The organism is Flavobacterium sp. N3904 (genome assembly GCF_025947305.1).
GTDB lineage: Bacteria > Bacteroidota > Bacteroidia > Flavobacteriales > Flavobacteriaceae > Flavobacterium.
The window spans coordinates 2,871,217-2,893,375 of sequence record NZ_CP110009.1; the positions used below are offsets into that span (position 1 = coordinate 2,871,217).

Annotated in this window: 10 protein-coding genes and 1 pseudogene; all 11 read right to left on the reverse strand. The window is 34.2% G+C overall.

Going from position 1 to position 22,159, the window contains the following annotated elements:
* Positions 1-48: 48 nt before the first annotated feature.
* Complete coding sequence (locus OLM57_RS12250; RefSeq protein WP_264563982.1) at positions 49-3,783, reverse strand: metallophosphoesterase; 3,735 nt, start codon at positions 3,781-3,783, stop codon at positions 49-51.
* A gap of 425 nt (positions 3,784-4,208) precedes the next feature.
* Positions 4,209-4,415, reverse strand: a pseudogene (locus tag OLM57_RS12255) (helix-turn-helix domain-containing protein); the annotation flags it as partial.
* A 176-nt stretch (positions 4,416-4,591) separates the two neighbouring features.
* On the reverse strand, positions 4,592-8,167 hold the full coding sequence (locus OLM57_RS12260; protein ID WP_264563983.1) for a T9SS type A sorting domain-containing protein: 3,576 nt from the start codon (positions 8,165-8,167) through the stop codon (positions 4,592-4,594).
* A 705-nt stretch (positions 8,168-8,872) separates the two neighbouring features.
* Positions 8,873-9,985 (reverse strand): hypothetical protein, encoded by a 1,113-nt coding sequence (locus tag OLM57_RS12265; protein WP_264563984.1) that lies wholly within the window; start codon positions 9,983-9,985, stop codon positions 8,873-8,875.
* Positions 9,986-10,120: 135 nt separating this feature from the next.
* Positions 10,121-14,686 (reverse strand): DUF4157 domain-containing protein, encoded by a 4,566-nt coding sequence (locus tag OLM57_RS12270; RefSeq protein ID WP_264563985.1) that lies wholly within the window; start codon positions 14,684-14,686, stop codon positions 10,121-10,123.
* 170 nt (positions 14,687-14,856) lie between these two features.
* Positions 14,857-15,795, reverse strand: a complete 939-nt coding sequence (locus tag OLM57_RS12275; RefSeq protein WP_264563986.1) for a M91 family zinc metallopeptidase — start codon at positions 15,793-15,795, stop codon at positions 14,857-14,859.
* Positions 15,796-15,825: 30 nt separating this feature from the next.
* Positions 15,826-16,413 (reverse strand): hypothetical protein, encoded by a 588-nt coding sequence (locus tag OLM57_RS12280; protein WP_264563987.1) that lies wholly within the window; start codon positions 16,411-16,413, stop codon positions 15,826-15,828.
* 8 nt (positions 16,414-16,421) lie between these two features.
* A complete protein-coding gene (locus OLM57_RS12285; RefSeq protein ID WP_264563988.1) occupies positions 16,422-17,780 on the reverse strand; it encodes an ATP-binding protein in 1,359 nt (452 codons plus the stop codon).
* Positions 17,770-18,693 (reverse strand): hypothetical protein, encoded by a 924-nt coding sequence (locus OLM57_RS12290; protein WP_264563989.1) that lies wholly within the window; start codon positions 18,691-18,693, stop codon positions 17,770-17,772. Before OLM57_RS12290 ends, OLM57_RS12285 begins: the two co-directional genes overlap by 11 nt.
* 63 nt (positions 18,694-18,756) lie before the next feature.
* A complete protein-coding gene (locus tag OLM57_RS12295; protein WP_264563990.1) occupies positions 18,757-19,587 on the reverse strand; it encodes a hypothetical protein in 831 nt (276 codons plus the stop codon).
* Between the two features lie 10 nt (positions 19,588-19,597).
* A complete protein-coding gene (locus tag OLM57_RS12300; protein ID WP_264563991.1) occupies positions 19,598-22,105 on the reverse strand; it encodes a hypothetical protein in 2,508 nt (835 codons plus the stop codon).
* Positions 22,106-22,159: the final 54 nt, after the last annotated feature.

A 22,159-nucleotide genomic window follows, 5' to 3' on the forward strand; every position in this document is an offset into this window, starting at 1 on the left:
TGCTTATATCATAAAACAATCAAAAAGCCGTACAATTTGTGTGCAGCACTAAAAGCCATATCCCAAACCAACAGTAATTCGGGCCGGATCATCAAAGCTTTTAAAGTAAGTGACCCGGGCCGTAATTACATTGAGGCCATTCAGCCATACTCCGCCACCAACCGACTGATGCCACTTTTTGGAGTTTTCTCCACTTAGCCACACTCTTCCGTAATCATAGCCTCCCAGGATTCCATACGACATGGGTATGATACTTTTTTTGATTTTCCCAATATTCCATCGTATATCGGTACTTTGATAATAGGAGGCATTCCCCAAAAATCTTTGGTTTCGGTAACCTCTCAAATCATAATCGCCGCCAAGTGTCGCACCTTGATAAAACTCATAATTATTATTAAATAATACTTTTGATTTTAAAATGGTGGCAAAGACAATCAGCCCTTTAGCATCGATTTTATGATTGAAATTAATTTTCGCGTCCAATGTTGGGAAATTAGTTTTCGTTTCATCGATGTTCATTTTCCAACTTCCGGCCACTGAAAATCCAAAACCCATAGTAGGAAGTGACGGAACATCATAATTCTCAAAACTGTATTTTAAAGTGGCTCCGGCATATTGCTGGAAGTCAAAAACATTTGGATTTACCACACCGGGAATATTGATGTAGCGGTCGACAGTTTCTTCGACTTTAATTCTTTCAAAATTGGCAGAAAAATTTATTTCACTTCCATATCGTCCCACTTTTTTGATGGATGGAGCAACTTTTTGCGTTCGTAGTCGAACCCGATTGTAATCCATACCATAATTTTTTTCATCATTTACGGTCTCGTTTCCATAACCAAAATAGTTTATCGTAAAATTGGGGCTCGTAGATTGCAGCTGTAAGCCAAGGTCCCAGTTGCCCAAAGCCTTTGGAAAAAGACCGTTGTACGTCAATTCATATCCATCGGTTGCAAAGAAATAATTGAAGATTAGGGTATGACGCTGTGTAAACGGATTTTGTTTGAATTTGTTGACGGTATAATTGGCAATGAAGCCCAATTTGACACCGTCATCCGGATTGTAACCCCCAAAAGGATATCCTGCAAAAGCATTGTATTTTACTTTTTCATAATTGTAAAAATTAGGATCGTACTCATCTGTCAAAACGGTTTTGGTTTTTGAATCCAAAGTATAGCTGTTCGGTTTTGATTTAAAATCATATATTTTTATCTGATCCCCGTTTTCAACCGTATAAAGGTCATTATTTTGTCCTCCTATCAAACGAATTTTTATATCCGATTTATAATTTCCTTTTACTTCAAATACGTCATCGTCATCGAGACCGTAAATCCAAATGTTTTTGGTTTTGTCTGCAGTAAAATTTTTGGTATAAAGCAATTCATCACCTTCTTTTTTAATTCGATAAACGCTTATTTCGGTACAGTTTTTTGAGGTATGTGTAACCTTAAATTTGTCTTTTTTGTCGGTTCCGACAATCAAAACCGTTTTTTGCAATACCCTGTAATATTCTTTGGCATAGTTTTGTAGTTTGGTTTTTCGTACTTTGAGCTTACGTTTGATATCTTCAATCGTTGCGTCCTGAACTTCTTTGGGCAAATGAGTAAAAGCGGCATCAATGTCGGCATCGCTAAGGTGCTCCTGAATGTATTTGGCTTGGGTGATCCATTCTTTTTCATTGGCCGTTTTTAGTAATGCGATATCTTGCGGATACGCTTCGCGGTTCAGCCATTTTACGTTGCGGATGTCCTCTTTAAAAGTTTGCTGATGCCTTAGTGCAGGCATATTCATTAATAGCGACAGCAGTGCGCCATCATATTTGGTAAAGGCCTGATCCCTGTCTCTAGGTATGGGTTCGTAAACTATTTTTCCGTTTTCTTGATATTCTCCCCAACGCCATTGTTCGGTATTTCTGTCCCAGTCTCCAATGAGCATATCAAATAATCGGGCTTTGATATATTCGGGTTCATCGATGGTATATTTTTCATCTTTGTGCAAATTTTTCATTACATCTTCAGTACTGAGAATGTCTAATGGTCTTCCAAGACTTTTGGTGTTTTTTTGATTGTTTGCTAAATGCTCTTCCACCAGATACAATTCATTTCCAAAATTATAATTAAACCCTTTTAAGGAGGGCTGTTTTGGAATATAATATAAAATTGGATTGGTGTGGGATACGCCAATTTTAGCAGCCATATTTCCAACGGCAAGAGGCGTGTAGGGGTGGGAGGTAGTATAAAAATCAAACAAAAAATCTTCGGCATAGGTATCATTAAACTGATTTAAAACAAATTGGTCTTTAAATACAACGGATTGCAGAAAACGGGAAGTGCTTTTTTTTAAGGGATGCATTATATATTCTTTTCCATTTCCATCAACCAGTCGTAATGATTTTGATTGATGGTCTCGTTCTTCTCTTGTAGATTTGACTCCGCCAAAAAGGGTGTCCAAAGTGGCAGTTTTGGCTGTAATGGGCAAACTATAATATTTTCTGTAATGCAACCCAAAAAGGAATTTATGAAAAATACTTTTTTTCGTCATTTCGGTAGTATAAATAGACGTTGTAGTTGTGTTGGCAAATTGTGTTGGTAAATTTTTTGGAGCTATGGTGTCCCTAACTTTTATAATAGTTTGTTCAAAAAGTAATTTCTCTTTATGGTTTTCATTGCCGTAAAAACGTACTTCGGTTTTTCCGTTTTTATAAAGTGTCAATAGGGCGTATCCATTGCCGCCATAAGAAAAATCAGTTGGATTGACAGCCTTTGCTGCCTCAGATTTTGAGCCCGAACCGCTAATGATTTGTCTGATATTGTTTTTGGTTAGGTATTGTAAACTATGATCGTGACCGGAAACTACAATGACGTTCCTTTGGTTTTGCAGGAGCGTTTTTACTCGTTTTGTAAAATTGTTGTATACCTTGTTTTGTATATCTTGCGGATCAATACCCGATGTTTTCCGAACAAAATTGATAACTGAACCTATACCTGGAAGCGGAATTTTTTGTTCCAACGGGAAAAGTTGCTTTTCTACAGAAAATTGTCCACCATGGCTTCCGTTACTCAGCAGCGGATGGTGCAGTGCAAGCAAAATTGTTTTATCTTGATTTTTATTCAATAGGCTTTCCAATTCTTCAAAGAAATTTTCACGGGTTTTGATAGTGCAGTTGTCATTGATCGTTGGATATTTATCCCAGTCTTCCAAAAACCATTGGCTGTCTATAGTTATTAGCGTTATGTTTTTGTCAATTTTTAATTCTTCCAGACCACAGCTTTTTTGGGGCAAAAATGCTTTTTTGTCATTGAGATAAGTGGTTACCAATTTTGCCTGTTCTTCCAAACCAACAATACCGCTGTACCAATCGTTGTTGCCTGGGATGAAAATGGTTTTTCCTTTGAAATTTTTTGATAATTGCAGCTGATTATTGAGTTTTGTTGTGGCTTCAGCCCGTTCTGTTGGCGAATCTTTACTTGGTAAACCTTTTGGATAAATGTTGTCACCAAGAAACAGCAGTGTACTTTTTTTAGTTGCTTTTTCCAGCCTGTTTTCCAGGAGCGTAAGCGTTTCCTGTGATTTTTTATCTACTGTATTTCCAGCATCTCCTACCAGGAAAAAGGTATGGGCAATTTTAGAGGAATCAGTATCACTTTGAATCGTTTGATCTTCAATATTTTTGCCATATTGGGGATTATGTGTGGCACAAGATTGAAAAAGCAGCACTAAAAAAATGAAATTGTATTTTATGGCACTCTCCTTTATGAAACTTTTTTTAAAAAATAATATCATTGTTTTATTTTTAATATTAATTGCTAATAGGTTTGGTTTTTTGGTCAAAGACTCTAAATTTCTAAGCGTAATCTTGTCACAAGGCTTAAAGCTTTTTCTTATTTTGAATTGGCTAAATGCCGGGTTTTTAATGATAAAGTATCTGGAGTTAAGATAATGAATATAACTTTCAAAATTTTAAACTTAAATATCAATATTTACAGTTTTGAGTTCTCAGAAAACGCAACGAATACATCAAGTAAAGAAAATATTTCATAAATCTATTTAAGAAATGGTGTCGAAAATTGAAAAAATGACAATAATTATTTTATAGAAAGTTTTTTCAAATCATGCAAAAAAGGGTTCGCTAGGACCACCAAAAATCACAAACCTCCAAAATCAAATGACTTTGGAGGTTTATGATTTTTGCTATTGAATTAAATTTTTTAATTTAAGTTTCTATATTCATTCGGAGTATAACCTGTACTTTTTTTAAACATTCGATTAAAATGCTGCGGGTACTTAAAACCCAATTCAAACACTATTTGACTTACCGACTTATCAGTATCAAAAATTCGTTCTTTGGCAAGATTTATTAATTTTAATTGAATGTTTTCCTGCGCCGTTTTTCCAGTTTATTTTTTGATTAAATCTTAAAAAATTATGATGATTTTGATTTATAATGTTTATACAAATTATGTTCTCTAAATTTAACCATTAGCCCATATTGCCTATATGAGAATACTGATGATTTAAGAAAAATAAGAGTGTAGATAAAAAATCCTGAAATTTATTAATTTTCAGGATTTAGGATAGGGATAACTCTTTTTTACTTTTTTATAAATTTTGTATTAGAAGTTCCTCTGTCAGAAACAATTTTTATAAAATAAGTACCTGGCATCAATGTTGAAACATCAATATTATTAATGTTATTTGCATTAGAAACTACCATTATTAACTGTCCAAGTATATTATAAATTTGGATGGTTGATAATTCAATATCGTCCTTTGTATTTATATTTAAAGTTCCATTAACAGGATTTGGGTATAAAACAAAATACTTACTGAATGAAAAATCCTGAACACCTAAAACTTTGGAAATTGTTGTTGTAGGTACATTCGTTGTAATTGTGCTATTGTAATCAAAAAAGATATTAGCTGAATTACCAAAGGTATCTCCTTCGACAAGTGTAGCTTTTGTTTTTATCTTAAAAGCAAGATAACCGTCATTATTTGCGTCATCAAAAGGCAGATTAATATCCTTAAATTTAAATTCAACTTTGTTATTATCTGATATCTCAGTCGAGAATAAATGGCTTCCGCTCAAAGGAGACAATGAATTTATATCGTACTTGGCAGTATCAATTACATCTTTCACAATAATATTTTGTGCGGTATAAGTACCTGTATTTTCAAAACGAATAATATAATGTACATAATCTCCAACCTTTGTTTGCGAAATAACATTTCCTTCAATACATGTTTTATCATTTGGATCAAAAGAATTAACTACAATCTGATCAAAAGCAAAACTATTATTATTTGGTGTCTCATCTGTTTGCAATGACGAAATTTTTGCTGAGTATTTCAAAAACATTCCGCCATTTACAGGTGGTGTTTCCATTGGTGAATTTATATTTAAGACAAATGAGATTTCTCTTGTTTCTAGGGGTCTTAAATTAGAAAAATCCCATTTTAGATTATTCTGAGACTGACTTGAAAAATTAGGAGTAGTCTGTAGCACATCTATTAAGTCATCCATATAATCAAAAGATACACTACCTGAAAGCTGCTGATTACCTTTATTAGTAAATACTATTTTATATTTAGCGTCAAATCCTGGTCTTGCCGGAGTTAATGGTAAGATAGTAACTTCTAAATCTGGGTGCATGCCTTTTGGGCTAATACAAAAATCACCATTATGTGGACTCACCTGAGAAGGGAAATCTACAGCAATACTGGCAGGAACAACATTAAAATAAGATGGATTTTCGAAAACAGGAGTTAATGTATGAAATCCGTTTTTTAATGTAACAGTGTAATTTCCAGTACTATTTGCTATGTAGCTAGTTGTATTTTGATCTGAAGAAATATCCAATTTTAAATTAGCAAAAGCAATATCATTCAAATCACAGCCATTATTGTCTGAATCTAATTTATTTTGTCCCTGAACAAATTTATAATCTTGGCCCAGTAAACGAATTATTCTGCCAGCTGGTATGCCTCTGTAATTAATAAAACCTCCTGAATAAATAAGTTTTCCGTTTGATTGAGGTACAATTTTGGCAGTATAATCTATATCGCTGTTATGAAATAAATTGGTAAAAGTTTCGTCATAACTCCCGTCTAATTTTAACCTAGCAAAAAATCTATTTTTATTATTTTGAGTACTATACCCTGAAACCAAAATTTTATCATCTGGTTGCATTCCAGTCACGAATGTAACGTAATACTCACTATCTATAGGTGTATAATTAAAAGAATTATCAAGACTCCCGTTTGGATTCAATCTAAAAAAACCATTGGTATTGTTCTTTTTAAAAGATAAAATAATCTTTCCATCACTTTGAACAAATGCTCCACTTCCATTTGGTTTCACAATAGGATCGAGTACAAATGAAGTGTCTTCTGACCCATCAGTATTAAGCCTTGCTAATCCTTTGTTAGCTTTATATGCGCTTGATGACATTAAAATTTTGCCATCAGCTAAAACAATAATGTCTGATACATAAGGTAAAGGAGAATCATTCATACCTTGCCAGGTGGCTTTAAAAGTTGTATCTAAAGATCCATTGCTATTTAAGCGTACAAGCCCTAAAGCTGTATTCCCATTGTAAGTTTTAAAATCTCCAGCAACTAATATTTTATTATCAGCAAGTACAACAACTTTATGTACATCATAATCAAACCCTGTACCAATAACAAATGAATTGTCTCTGGATCCGTCATAATTCAGTCTCACTATTCTATTGGTAGTTATGTTATTGAATCCCTGAAAACCGCCACCTGCAACCATTTTTCCATCTTTTTGTACTGCAATAGAATTTACTGTAAAATTCATATATTGATCACTAAATCCTTTGACACCCCCAAATGTTAATGATTCATCCAGACTTCCATCACTGTTTAATCGCACCATACCATTTGTTATTGTTTTGGCGTTATAGCTAAAAAAAGTTCCGGCAGCTAAAATTTTGTCATCAGGAAGAATGGTTACGGCAGTTACCTGTCCATAATCAAATCCCACAACAGCATTATTAAAACTGCTATCCTTAGTCCCATCACTATTTAGTATTATAACATAATTTGCAACTTCTTTATTAAATTTATTGAACTGCCCTGAAACAAGAACTTTTCCATTTGGTAGCAAATCCAAATCATTAATCTGGTAATCTACTCCAGTTCCTGTTTTGAAAGTGGTGTCGATTGTACCATCAGAATTAAGTCTAATTATGCCATTAGAATTGGAACCTGTTATAATAAACTTCCCCCCAAGAATGATTTTACCGTCAGGCTGGATTATGATTTTCGCAATTCCTCGCGCATCCCAGACACCAATGCTATTAGTATTGAAGCTGGAATCAATAGTACCATCATTATTTAACCTTAATAATTTAACGTTATTAGTATTATTAAGACCTTCAAAAGCTGCTGAAAACAGAATTTTTCCATCCTTTTGTGATGCAATATCATATTGAACGGTTATTTTATCAAGTACGGGAGTCAAATCAATATCTAAGCTTCCATCTTTATTTATACGAAAAATTTTATTCCCGCCAGTACTTACTCCAGCCACAATAATTTTGCCATCAGTTTGTAACCTTATAGTCGTTACACCCGCATCAATAGCTGTAAAAGCAGTAAAAGAATTATCCAGACTTCCATCGTTATTGAGTCTTATCACGCCACCTTTTGCATTGAGAATTCCTGATATCAAAATTTTACCGTCAGGCTGTATGGCAACGTCGGGTATGTTATCTTCACTTGTTCCGCTAATGGTAACTCCAGGAGCTAAAACAAAACTTTTATCAACACTCCCGTCTGTATTTAATCGTACTATATTCTTAGCGCCTACCGAATTATAAGAAGTAAAATAACCAATTGCAATAATTTTTCCATCCGTCTGAATTTTAAAATTATATCCAGCATACTTAAATCCTGTTCCGGTATTAAAACTAGTATCTAAAATATTTTTGTCAAGTCTTATTAATTCTGTACCGCCAGTATTTTTACTTTTTAGAAAAATTATTTTTCCGTCTTGCTGTACACCCGCTTTTAAAATATTATAATCTATAAAATGACTTCCCAAAGGCAAGCTAAAAGTATTAAATGTAGGATCTCTGTCAGCTGGATTTTGAGCATATGCGTTAAAAATGACAAAAAAGAAAATATATAGTTTTTTCATGTTAATTTTTTTCGTAAAAATAGAATAATTTTTAATAAACCAGTAGTTTAATCAGTTTTCTTGATAATCTGTTTCAACCGAGTTCAAAATATACTGTCAAAAATAAAGCAAACGATTTTCGTAATGATAGTAGCATAGTGAAAAAAAATTTGGAGCAAACAAATGAAAGATTAGTAAAAGCAAGAAATTTGTTTATTGAGCTATATTTGTAACTTGTTGATATTTAATATTTTAATGTGAAGTGAAAGAAGAATATAATAGATTTAAAGCAGGTAATGGAAAGTCGCTTTTTAAATATTTTTGGTGATTTTTTTCATCAATTTCATCAAAGGCTTCTACTAATTGTTTTTTCAGAACTACCCGTATTAGATACTTTAACAGCTTGGATTTGATGCCTAATGTCAACTCCTTATAATTAAATGGGTTAATTGTATAAATAACAATGTATCAGTCATGCTCACAATTAGGCAATAACCCACCTTCAATGACCAGATTGTATAATTCATAGACCAGTTTTTCAACAATAACAATTATCTGCTAAACCTCATTTTCTTGAGATTGGACAGCACTATTGTTAGCATTGCTATTAGCTGCACTAGTTTGTATTCTATTTTGGAAAAATTTTTCGTATTGTTGAGCCATTTTTTGTTTTTTAGGAATCTACTTCTTAACTTATGATTTTAGCTTTTAAAACCAGAAAAAAGATTAACCTTTCTTATAATTTTTTACCACAATATCATATAGTGGAGTAGGAGTTAAGTTATTTACAGTAAGTGGGACATTTTTACAATCTTTATCCCAATGTGTAAAATCTCCATTGTCAAAGTTAATGGTACACATTATGTCGTTGCCTTGACTGTGTGAACCATGTGAACCCTCAGTAGTTCCCGGAATCCAGACTTTGTCAGCAAATTGAAAGAAGCAGATACCCAATAATTTAGTTGGGTTTTTAGCAGCATACTCAATGCTTCCTGCCAATTGCCCGTCTACAACTTGTTGATAATTAGGTTTTAATCTGTTGTATCCGATTTCTGTAAATATAATCGGCTTGTGATATTTCTCGTATGCTAAATCAACATAACCTTTTCCGGATTCTTCGGCATTTTCAAATAGATATTCACGTTCATTATAGCTTTGAGGTGCGAGGAATAAGCGCTTGTTTAAGTTTTTAGTTGTTTTTTTGTCCAAAACCGCAAATAAAGGATCCCAAAAACCAAAGCAAGGAAATTTTCCTCCATAGGTAGCAAAATCAACTGGATGTCCAATTGGTACTTCCCGGTAGTTTGGATATTTTGCTGCCTCAATATCTGCCCAGGAAGTTGTAAAATCAATATAGTTTTGAGCAGTATAACCAGCTACCCTCGGTTCGTTTCCAATAACAATTCCTGCAACGGCACTATGATAGTCTGTTTTTTCTTTATTAGAAAAGGAATCTATTAATTTTGGAATCTGTTCGTCTCTCTGGTTCAATCCTTCATTTGGTTTAACAAAATAACAAGAAACTGTTACCAGAATCTTTATATTAAAGGAATTGCAATAATCTAGAAATTTCAAATGATTATTTCGCGGTTCCCAATCGTACAATCTAATGAGAGTAACTCCCATATTGGCTAAGGTCTGAATATCATTTCTGGCCTTATTGGGTCCGGTAAGATCACAGTGACTTCCGCTTTTTGACGTATATTCTGTTCCCCATGCAGGAGCCATACAATCATAAGCGACGTCACTTCCAAAGAAGATTAAAGTTGTATTTGCAATTGATGGATTATATCCGTGAGGATAGGGAGCATAGCAAATTCCGTTAAAATTTTTGTTCATAATGGTTATTTTTTAAGGGTTATTGAATAAATTATTATTACAGAGTAATAGTTTTTTTTATGAATTTTATTAGATGTTTTTTTGCGATCAACTTTTTTGCGATTTAAAAAATACGGATGTTATATTGCTAAAGTTTTATTTTGCATTTTTCAGCTTGATACCCACACCTTTAACTTTGTCAACTATTGATTTGCTCGCAAATATGATTTTTTTTGCAGTTTCATAATCGAGACCAAAGAATATTTGAGGATTATATGCCTCTTCCAAAAGTTCAGTCCATAGAATAGTATGATCCTTTCTGATAGTCAAAGCAAAAAGGATTCTTTTTTCAGGAGACAATTTTTCCACATCAATTGGCTTAAGTCTTATACCTACATCTTTAACTTTCTCTACTATTGATTTGCTCGCAAATATGATTTTTTTTGCAGTTTCATAATCAACACCATTTAGGACCGCAGGATCATATGTTGCTTTATCAAGTTCAGTCCATAGAATAGTAAAGTCTGGCCTTGTCTCTAAAGCGGCAATAATTTTTTGTGCGTCAGTTTGTATTGGAACTACATCAGTTTTAGGTTTTTCTCTAAATTTAAAAGTATCTTCATATTCAAGTTTAGGATTTTCGGTGACGTCATATTTGTATCGCTTAATTAAAAGTTTAATTATTGATTGCACACGAACATCTGTTTTTGGTAGGTCAGTAAGTACTAATATTTGAGCGGCCAAATCATTTTCTGATATTTTTGTTTTTGGGTCAACACCGGAATCTAATAATAATTTGTTTACTGTAGTAGCAAGCAGATTTTCGATAACTCCAATTTCGCTACTTGACGGAAGAGTATTTTTTACAACAGTACCTGGATCTGCAACAACTGGTGTACCTTCAGAATCGATTAAAAACTGTAGATCTTTTATTCTTACTTTTTGCTCAAACATTAATTTCTCAATTTCTAATAATTTAGTTATCGTATTTTTATTAACTGCTCTCGCCATTTTTATCAATTGCCCGTCAAAATTCTGATAGGTATCCGGTACATTCTGACCTTCAAAAGCGTCTTTAGTTTTGGCTATAAAATCTTTAGAATGTTCAGGATAATAATCCATTATCATTGCCGGCATACCGTTGTGAAGTGTAATGCCATCAATTCCAATAACTCCTAATCCCTTATAGTCCTTTAAGATGTTTATCATGTCAATTTCTTCCATCATTAATTTGAAGTAATCATTTTTACCTGGAAGCATTTTTGCTAAAACTTTCTTTGGATCTTCTCTTAGTTTATAGACTTCTTTTTGCTTCCCTAGAAGTGGAGGTTGGATTAGCGCCGCATTTTTATATGCAGGCAGAAAAAGAATTCCGCTTCGTTTCATTTTCCAGATATTAAAACTTGTTATTAGATTTTCATTGCCTAATTCAAAAATTTCTTGAGCAATTTCTTCTGTACCTAATTCTCCAATTAAGCTTTGCAGTATTTTTACAGGGTCTTCTATTTTTTCTAATAAAAAGTCCAAATCATAAGTTGGATTATGAGATTCTAGACGTTCCAACTCATAAGCCGTCGTACCCAATTTTGGGCTTAATTTTTCTAGTATTGGTGCCAATATTTTTTCTTTTAACTCGAGAGCATAAGTGGAGAACTCATTTTTAAAATCGGCAATAATCATTTGTCTGAAATAGCCTTCCAGATTTTTAAAAGCATGTGTAGTATCAAATTCTGGATGCTTTGCTTTAATTTCAGCTATTTCATTTCTGTTTTTTTGTGGTGTAAGTTCCTGTACAAGTTTTTTTGCTTCGTATTCGACTTGAAAATCACGTTTGTCATCTACTTCTTTTGATTTCCCCCATGTCCTTTTAAGATATTCTTTTGTATCTACAATTTTGTCACTAACCGGGGCATCATTCCAGGAAACAAGAAGATGTTTTATTGTTCCTACTTCTCCCGATGACAAACCTTCACCTGTTTTGGGGTTTGCAGCTTTAGTTTTATAATGACTTAATTGTTCTTCGACCCATTTTTCTTTTCCTCCAGTTACTTTTTGAAATTCTTCATTAGTTTTGGCAAGAATAATGTTTAGTTGGTCTTCAAGAGTGCTTTTATCTTGTACTTTAGAAATTGTAATTAAAGGTTTTACAGCATCTTTAAGATCTTCATGATCTATTAAAATACCCATTACCTGATTTGGTTCTGCATCGATTTCTTTTGCGATTTTGTCTTTTGCTTCCTGAAGAATTTCACTTTTATAGTTTCTCCATAATATTCTCTCTATCCAGTGTTTTTTTTGTATTCCTCCTGGCGGAGTATCCAATAAAACTCTTTTAAAAGAAGGTACGTTTCCAAGTAATTTTTCCCACCGTTCTGCCTGAGCATTACCTCTTTCTTCTAAATAAATGACTTTTAAACCAAGTAGGGCAGGACCTTCAAGAATACCACTTCTCATACCTACATTTACAAGATTATAACCGGATAATCTAGAAATGAAGTATAGCATTTTTAACTGCCCTTTTCTACCTTCAAGTTTAAAAGATGCTGGATAATGTTCGTTTTCCCAAAATTTAATCAATGATGGTTTGGTTACTTCCGCTTTTACATCATCACCTATATTTACTGGTGTCCAGCCTATTGAGCGAACTTGTTCTATTAAATGATTTTGACTTTCATGACTTGAGTAATGTTGCGGATGCGGATGATTTAGCCCACCGGTTTTTGACCATAACAGAGCATAATTACCTGGAGGCATCCCTATAGACCCTAGGAATTTAATTGTTGATTCTTCCTCTTTTTGCAACTGTTCTTTGTCAATACCAATCCAGCTATTCTTTATTGTTTTATAAGTTTCGACTGGATCATTTTTAAAACTTTCAGCGAGAATTGATGTTTCTGAGGTTACTGCTATTGCATGAAAGTTCTTGTATTCTTCTTTTGAACTTTTTAGAAATGTATGCCAGTTAGTATTTGCATTACTTGTTTTTTCGACAAAAACTCTGTTTTCTCCAACAATTTGCTTGAAAAGATTTACCATAGCTGTTTCTGAACTTTGGTGGTTATTATCTGTAACTATTAGCACACTCATATTTGGCTTAAGTGCAAGTGCTGCTGCAACACCATACATATCTCCACTCATATGCGCTCCAATAACCATTAAATCCTTTTTTTTGTCCTTTTTGTCAGTTCCCTTTTTTTTCTCTTTTTGTTTTCCAGAAAAAAATAGATCAAATTCTTTTTTATAGATATTTGCTCCAGACAGCATGTCTTCAAGATAAAGAGCATTAATAGCCGCAAGATCTTCAGGACTAATTTTATCAGCAGACTCTGTTTTGAGAATCTTTTTCATTTCAGGACCCAAACCAAAAATTTTACGCCCATTTTTTTTGTCACCTTTTAAATCTCTTATTTCTGATTTAATTGCTTTGGTGGGCGTATTTTTTGAAGCATATTTTCGAAGTTGGCCAATCTCCTGATCATTAGCTTTTTTATTGTAACGAATGATAAAACAAGCATCATATAAACAACTACCGTCTGATCTTGGAAGAACCTTGTTTAAAGCAAATTTTTGATTGCTTTTTTCTAAAGTAAATGGTCCGCCTTCTTTTGGAATAATGACCTGAAAATGATTTCCACCCTGAAAATATAAACTTCTTCTGCTTAAAGTTCCTTTTCCAATGGTTTCCGATCGTCTAATGTTTCCATTACCAACCGGCACATAGACATTAAACTTTATAAAGAATTTAAGAGCCAATGCTTTCGCTTGATCTATAGTTCCCCAAGCCGAAGATTTTTCGACATCATCTTTGTAAGCAGTTACTTCTTCTGGAGTTACTTCTGATTCTTCTATAGCTTTATGAACCGGTTTGGTATCCAATTCCAAAGATTTGACAGGGGTTTTATAATTCCTCTTTTTATTTTTTTTTGTTCTTCTTTTAATTATAGGTTCGTCACTGTCTCTAAGATCGTTAGTTTCAAGATTTCTCCATTTTTGTTTCAATCTTTTAGATAATGCTACTCTGTGTGCTAATTCACCAATTAACTCATTAAAGGAATGTATATCTCCCTCTTCCTGAAACTTGTAAAAATTGATCCAAACAGCTGTGCTATCATCTGTGTCAAAAGTTTGGTCCCCAATTGTGACTTCTTTGCGCTGAACTATTGAAAGCAATTGAGTTGTTCCCATTGCGGGATGAGAGGGCATTGAGTAGTTGTTAGAATTTCTCTGATCCGTCATTGATTTTGCTTTCGCCCCCATAACATCGGCCTCATTTTCCAATCCTTTATCATCATTTATATTAACCTTGCCTTTCATTTGCAAAGTAGGTTTTACTCTCCCTTGTTTTTGTTGTACTACATGCCACGCTTCATGTGGTAAATGTTTTTCTTGCCCCGAAGCAATGTGAATGTCTGTTCCTTGTGCATAGGCGTGTGCATTGATCTGAGCGGGTTGCGAAGAGTTGTAATGCACTTTTACATCATCCATAGAATGACCCGAAAGATTTTCTATTCCAGATTTTAAATTTTCTGGCAAACCAGTGTTGTTTTTTCTTTGAATAGGAGTAAAAGAAGATTCTTGAGTTGCAGTTTTCTCAGAAAGTTTTTGTTGCACAACAGGCAACTCCCTATTATCTTTTAACTGTACGGCACTATTGTTACCATTGCTATTGGCTGCACTAGTTTGTGTTCTATTTTGGGGTAATTTTTCCTGAAGCTGTGCCATTTTTAGTCTTTACTTTAAAATGTATATTGCGGTTAATTATACCTATGATGGATTTTTATGACTTCAAATCCGCTTTGATGTTTGGCAGGGTATTGTTTTAATTTAGAAAGTAACTATTCTTTTATTTTTATAAATTATGCAATTTGTTTTGTAAAATAAGTTGCAGGAACTTAGCGTTCATATCCAGCTCTAGGTAAGAGATTCATCTGCTTTCGTAAATCTTGTTCCGTTATGTTTCTGGCCTTCCGATCACGATCCTGTAGATTAATCTGGTAGGTTTGATTTCCGGCAAGATTATTGTCTATTATATGTTTATGAAACTTATGTTCGGGAGGAAGGGTATCAAGTCCAACAGTATTGATTTCTTCAAGATTAGTAGTTTCACCACGGGGAAAATCCGAATACGTATGCTGGCGTGAAGATAAAATGGGCATTCCTTTTTCATCGTAAGCCCCTAAACCACGATGAAAATGATCAGAGTGAATTAGTTCGTGACCCAGACTTATGCTTTGAGGACTTGACTCTCGCTTTGTCTTTCCGTTTGGCAACCTCACTTCACCTTCACGATCTTTATCTGAAAGATTCGCATCATAGTGTACTATTGTGCCAACTCCTACTCCCGGGGTAGCACCATTTACAAAAGCTCTTGCCTCATGTGTTAAGTATCCCTTTTTTTTCATGTATTGAAAGTCTTTAAACCAATCGATTGCCTTGCCAACTAATGAATTATCTGGGAGTATTGGCTGGCTACTGAGAGAATCCGCACCCAAAGATTCTTTAATGATAGTTGTATGTGTATGATTCACTAGACTTCGAATCAGGCTGTGACCAGGAGTTGGTGTAACTTTCTCTGCGTTGCGTCTTTTTGGTAAGAAGGAGACTTCTCCTGTTTCACTGTTAACGATAATTTTACCGGTTTCTCCTACAAGTTCTCTCAAATGTTCGGTTACCTTTCTTGTATATTCAGGGTTTGTGACATCTACTTTTAGTACGCGTTGTACAACAGAATGCTCCCGATTATCTTTTAATTGAACGGTATTAGTACCACTTCTATTTGCGGCAGTTACAGCAATTTTGTTTTCGGATACTTTTTTTTGGTGATGTTCCATTTTCTGCTTTTTTAAACGAAATTTCTAACGCTATTTTTTGACTATTATACGATGAGTGGTTCTGCCTTCCAATAGTGTCACATCCACCGGTCCCAAAGCCCCCGAATAATCAATAACCGAACAAAAAGAATGGTGCTTAACCATAAATTTCAAACGCTCAAGCTCCCGATCAAAATAGGGTAGTGCTACTTTTTTACCCGTAATGAGTTGTATTAAATGATTATTTTTTAATGGATATAATTCAAACAAGGGCTCATAAATTGGATATAAAATAGTTTCATCATCAACAATATCATCGGTCTCATACATCTTTTTTTTTAGTTTTTGACTGTGTATTTGGATTAAAAGGCTGAGATGTTGCTCCATTTTATATAGAATTCCATCCATAGCTTTTTTATCTGTTTTTGCTACTAAATAAAGAGTATTACTTGTAATTAAATAGCCATTAATAAAAAAAGCGTTGTCTTTGGTGCAATGATTTAAAGCCATTGCAATTATTGTATTTACATAATTGAAATCGAATTGTTTTTTCCATGCTCCTATTTTAAGTTCAATTTTATGACTGTAAAAGTGTTTTTTGGGAGCGCAAGGTTCAGGTTTTTTTTCAATTTTTCTCATGCTAGCTATCAATTCATTCGGGTAACACCTAAAGTTCGATTTTCTTTTTTAAATTCACGTCTGATTCCTTCAAGGAGATCGTTATAACCAATCTCTGTTTCATTTTTTTGAATAGCGGTTAAAGCACAATACCGAAGCACATTGATAATGGCACCTCCTGTTAATTCAAACTGTTCGGCGATGTTTTCTATATCAATATCGGAATCCAATTTGCATTTTCCCGAAAAGGCATTTTTCCATAATAGGATGCGCTCCTCGGGACTGGGCATTGTAAAATGGATCATGGATTGAAATCTTCTTGAAAAAGCCTCATCCATATTTTCTTTTAAATTGGAGGCAAGTATGACAACCCCCGGAAAATCTTCAATTCGTTGCAATAAGTAACCTGTTTGTTGGTTGGCATGTCTGTCATTTGATGAAGATGAAGCTGTTCTTTTGCCAAATAGCGCATCGGCTTCGTCAAAAAATAAAATCCAGTCTTTATGTTGTGCTACATCAAAAATTTTGGAAAGATTTTTTTCAGTTTCTCCTATGTATTTGGAGACTATCATAGAAAGATCGACCCGATACACTTCTCTATTGGTGCTTTTTCCAAGTAAAGTGGCGGTAAGGGTTTTTCCTGTTCCCGGCGGTCCGTAAAAAAGCGTTCTATACCCTGGCTTTATTTTGTTTTCAAGACCCCACTCTGTCATTAAGGTTGTTCCATAGTTTAACCAGGCATTAATTTCCATGACTTGTTCCATAACATGATTTTCTAAAACCAAATCGGACCAATTCATATTGGTTGAAATTTGTTGTGCCGGAAACGAGACACTGTGTTCCAATCGGGGTAAATTCCCTGTTATAAAATAGTGCAGCCAACGTTCATTGAGGGAAAGAATAGTATTTAAAACGGGCATATTTGACTCCGTGGTTTCCTGGATTAAAACCTGTTCTTTCGAAAGAATATTGCTGGAGCTAAGTACATTCAATACTTCGATTCTTAATTCTGGATTAACGGCAGTAATCAAAAAACAAAAGGTTTGACCAGTGGGAATAAATCCGCTATGGCTTTTGTTGATTACACCACCGAACTCCGTAAAACCACGATCGTACATTGCATTTTTACTAAAGAAAATATCCAGTATTTCGGGTTTTATTTGTGGAGCAATTATCAAGGCAAGACAAAGTCGCTCGTATTGATTGAGATTCCATTCTTTTAGTTTTTGATAAAAAGCATTGTCATCATCAATTTCGGGTAATGGAATGTCCATCCAATGTTTTTCATGTCCATCTTGAAGCAAGTAGCTACAAATAACCTGATCGATTACTTTTTGTAACCAATCCATTTCTTTATGCAGCACAATAATACCCTGATTAGTTTCCATAACTTCCGAATAATTTTTCAATATCGTCTAAATTGGAATCGGTCCATTTAAAATACAATAAAGCAGTGTTTGGATTTAATTCATTCGATTGTAACATATCCAAAAAACAAGCTTGTGCATTTTGCAGTATCATCTGTGGACTGTAAATAGTGTCATTTTGAAAATTGGAATCAAAAAAAGTATTGGCCCATTCGCTCGAATTATTTGTTTTGCTGATGAAATCACTAATAAAATATGCCAGTTTTTCGTCCTGTACAACCAGTTTTTTGGCTTTAAAATAGGCTGCTTTTCTTTTGGTTTCGCGATGATAATAGTCAATATCTTTTGATTGAATTGTTTTGGTGCTAGGATGACCAAAAATATCGACCAATCCAAAGTTTTCGATATCACTTGCCATTTCCAATTCAGCATTGGCTTCACTTGCAACGACCAATGTTGTATTTGTGGCGGTTGCACTTTCGGTTACGATATAAAGCTCCCGAAACGAGAACAATGTCTGAGTCAGTTTTATAATTAATTGCTGTTGGATTTCGTTCCAGTTATTGATTTTTACAGATTCTGGTGCTTCGGCCCGAAAAAGAAAGCTTCCTTTATTGGCAAAAGCCAGTATTTGTTTACTGAATTCAAAATGTCCTTCAATTGCGCCCTGGCCATTTCCTCGGCCTGAATACGGTTTAGACACGCCGTCACCAAAATTCCAATTTGACGGATTCAATGGAATAGTAGTACTTAATTCTACATCTTGTGGGCTGATGATACTATTGCGGTATAAATTCCCCAATAAAACAATTTCTCGATTTTTGATTTGAAAATAATCTCCCGGAAAGAGATTTTGATTTAATGGTTTGGTCGGTATAAATCCTCCTGTTTTTAAGTAAAAATGCCTGTAAAAATGCTTGTATATAAGATCCATAAACTTAAAATTTGTTGATTAAAGTCCACTGAACAAATTGCTGAAACAGTGGACATTTTATTTTTAGGAAGCTAATGCGGCAGCGTTTGCAGCAGCCAAAGCAGCTTGTAATGATTTAAGTTTTACCTGAGCCTTGTTCAAATTTGTAGTTGCTACATTCAACTGTCTGATAGTTTCATCATTTGCCTTGTTGGATTCCAAATAAGCGATTTTAGCATCACTATTGGCTTTGTAAAGCAAGGATTGTATGGAATTGTTTTCTAAAACAACTGTAGTTTCGTTCGGATTTTTTTGTCCTGTCAAGGTTGTATAAAGGTTCAAAGCCTGTTTTTGCTCGAGAGCGGTAGCGGCTTCAGACTCTAAGCACGAAGTTTGCGCTGCAAATATTGATTTTAAAGCAATCAGTGTCAAGGCAACGGCATTGTTGGCATCTGTACCGGCTGCATTTATCTTGGTAATTAAGTCATCTGAAATGAGTGGATTCAGTGATTTTTTGCGAATAACAAGGTTTGATAATTTATTGATAATTTCCACCGAATAGATGAGTTTATTAATCAATACAGTAACCTCTATGGCAACTTGCTCTGTGTTTTGATTTGCATCAGTCATTTTGGTAAATGCAATTTCAGAGTTTCCGCTTAAATCGATGGCATTTTGAATCACTTGATCGATAAGGTTTTTGTTGCTTAATGATTGGGTTCTGTAATTTTCGGCATCCAATAAATAGCCTTGGTACTTTATTGATTTTTGGGTTATGGCCGAAACAACTGTTGTTTGTTGTTGTACAACTGCTTCTGCATCTATTACTTGTGCGGTTAATAAATCAATATCTGATTTTTTCTTTTCTGTAATTCCATATCTTTTTGGATCAGAATTTAATACTTTAAGTTCCATATTTTATGATTTAATTGGTTAGTGTTTGTTGATTGTCATTTGCTGAAAAAACGAAAGATTCTTCGTTTTCCCAATCCGATAAATTATTGTTATATTGTTTTTTATTGGTTTCGGTTCCATTGTAGAAGGACAGAATTACTGGGATATACGTTTTGGAATCTATCAATGCATTACCAAAATTATCCGAAGTCGAGAAATCAATTTTGACTTCATAAGACAATGGGTCTTTAGAGGATGGTTCTGCTACACTGTAATTCCCAAAAGGGATATTTTCGGCTAATTTTAAATTGAAGAAAAAAGCTTTTTTATTTTTAATTGGTACAGGTGTCTTTAACAATTCTTTTTTAAGCGCCATATTCAATTGAGCCAAATTGTTTGTTGCGATTGTTAGTTTTGAATCAATATCTGCTTCAACTAAATTGTAATTGGCTATCGTATTTTTAATTATTAGATTTTCAGCTTTGATTGTTTCGGGATTCGCTTTAGGATCGGGGTGTTTGTTAAGTTCAGTATTTAAATTCTTGATTTTAGTTTTTAATGAGTCTAAATCTTCCGTATATTGATTGATGCCATTTTTTAAAGATTGCATCTCTTTTAATATGATAGACACTTCGATAACTTCTTCTAAATCGTCAAGTTCTTTGTTGGTGAAGAAATTGTCAGGGTAAGGCAAAAACATACATCTGTATTCCGTGATCTTATGGTCATCCTTTTTATTTACCGTAAAATTGATTGCGTAAGGAGAAAGTGTAGGTGTCTCTGAATCCTGATTATCCCTTTTTTCAGGAGCTTGAATAATTGTAACGTCTTTTATGGCATCCAAAGTTTTTTTAAGGCTAAAAGTTTCAGATGGCGCAGACAAGTAGTCGTCATAAGTATTTATTCCTTTCTTGAAATCTTCTGAAAAAACGGTTAAAAGAAAGATTACATATTTTTCTCCTAAAACAATCACTTCATTATCGGTATCCAATAAATCCAGCGTTTTGATGGTTTTAAAACCTTGTCTTTTTGATTTTTCAGCTATTTCATTTGCTTTTTTTGCTTCTTCTTCATCAGTAGTTGCTATGACCTCGGCTTTAGTAACTTCTGTTTTTGCATTAGCAGCATTTGTTAGTGCAATTTTTAAGGTATCGGCAGCAATTTTGGCTGAGTCAATGGCTTTTACTTCATTAAGTTTGGCATTTTCCAGCAATAGTTCCAGTTCATTCTGAGCTTTGATTGCGAGGGCTGAAGCCTTGACAAGTTCCGCATCTTTTGGATTTTTTTTAGCTGCTTCGGCAGCCTCAGAGGCTTTGTTTTTGGCGTGATCTAAGTCTTTTGTTACTTTTGATACCTCATTCTTGGTGTTTTGTACTGCAACATCTGAATCGCTTTTTGCTTTGGTTGCGGCAAGTACAATTGCATTCGTTTTGCTCAAATTATCCTTGGCTTCAATTGCTTTGGCTTTAGATAAGGTTGCTTTGGATGAGGCTTTAAAATAGTTGTCATAATCGGGAATAATGTTTGTACTGATATTTGATATAGCCTGAGTATTGCCGATAGGAGGAACTATTTGAATGTGTTGAAGTGCATTACTCATTAAATCTTCGGCAGCCGATGTCGAAAAAATAGATTTTTTACTTTCTTTCACTAAAAACAGATTGTAGCTTTTTACAGGGTTCTCCAATCCAAGTGAAGGGGTGTTTATTCCTTTTTCATCTGTATTAAAGGGACTTTTATAATAATCAAAGGAGACGTCATAAGAATCTTCAAAAAGGGTAGGGACTTTTACTCTTAAATTAGAATTAAGCCTTTTATTATTGATTTTATAGGCAACTTTGGCTGCTTCAAATTCTACCTTATTATATTCTATTATTCCTTCTGCACTTTTTGTAGTCATGCTGGCAGCTGCTTTTGCATCATTTTCTGTAGAAACAATGGCTGCCATTGCTGTAAAATCTGTATTGGCTACCTTGAGCAAATTGTCTATGGAAGCATCTGTGGCTTTTGCCTTGTCTTCAACTGTCGATGATGCGACTTCGGCAACAGAAGAGGAAGCTTCCATCGCATGTTGTGACGCCACTTCTGCAAGATAGGCCGTTCTATTCATTAGATTATAAGCCTCAATACTTTGTTGGTAAATTTGAGTGCCATAATCGGCAGCATTAATGATACTGAAAATGCTTCCCATATCGCTTGCCAATCGTACAATTGCATTGGTTGCAATTTGAATATTGGATGCGCTGACAGCCAAGTTGGTCACAGATTGTGCGGTGTATGTATTTTGCTGATTGGCTGACATCGTAATATTTGTGGAAATATTTTTGTTCTTGACAGCCTGCTCCTTAACAGCCTGGGCTTGATTGTATTTTTTTGTTGCCAACAGCAGTTTGTCATTGGTAACTATTTCTGCCCCTTCGGCGTAATAAAGTGCAAACATGGATGAATTCAATTGGGAATCCAACTTTTTTTGATTCATTTCCTGGCTTTCTAATGAAGCCAATACACTGGAATGTAAATTTTCACTGTAGCTGTTCATAATTGTTTTTTTTTTAGTTGATTAATTTTTTTAAGGAATCTTATTTATTTAAAG

Bases quoted from the DNA above. Each gene is read 5' to 3' on its own strand.
- OLM57_RS12250 (WP_264563982.1), bottom strand. From the start codon at position 3,783: ATGATATTATTTTTTAAAAAAAGTTTCATAAAGGAGAGTGCCATAAAA.
- OLM57_RS12260 (WP_264563983.1), bottom strand. From the start codon at position 8,167: ATGAAAAAACTATATATTTTCTTTTTTGTCATTTTTAACGCATATGCT.
- OLM57_RS12265 (WP_264563984.1), bottom strand. From the start codon at position 9,985: ATGAACAAAAATTTTAACGGAATTTGCTATGCTCCCTATCCTCACGGA.
- OLM57_RS12270 (WP_264563985.1), bottom strand. From the start codon at position 14,686: ATGGCACAGCTTCAGGAAAAATTACCCCAAAATAGAACACAAACTAGT.
- OLM57_RS12275 (WP_264563986.1), bottom strand. From the start codon at position 15,795: ATGGAACATCACCAAAAAAAAGTATCCGAAAACAAAATTGCTGTAACT.
- OLM57_RS12280 (WP_264563987.1), bottom strand. From the start codon at position 16,413: ATGAGAAAAATTGAAAAAAAACCTGAACCTTGCGCTCCCAAAAAACAC.
- OLM57_RS12285 (WP_264563988.1), bottom strand. From the start codon at position 17,780: ATGGAAACTAATCAGGGTATTATTGTGCTGCATAAAGAAATGGATTGG.
- OLM57_RS12290 (WP_264563989.1), bottom strand. From the start codon at position 18,693: ATGGATCTTATATACAAGCATTTTTACAGGCATTTTTACTTAAAAACA.
- OLM57_RS12295 (WP_264563990.1), bottom strand. From the start codon at position 19,587: ATGGAACTTAAAGTATTAAATTCTGATCCAAAAAGATATGGAATTACA.
- OLM57_RS12300 (WP_264563991.1), bottom strand. From the start codon at position 22,105: ATGAACAGCTACAGTGAAAATTTACATTCCAGTGTATTGGCTTCATTA.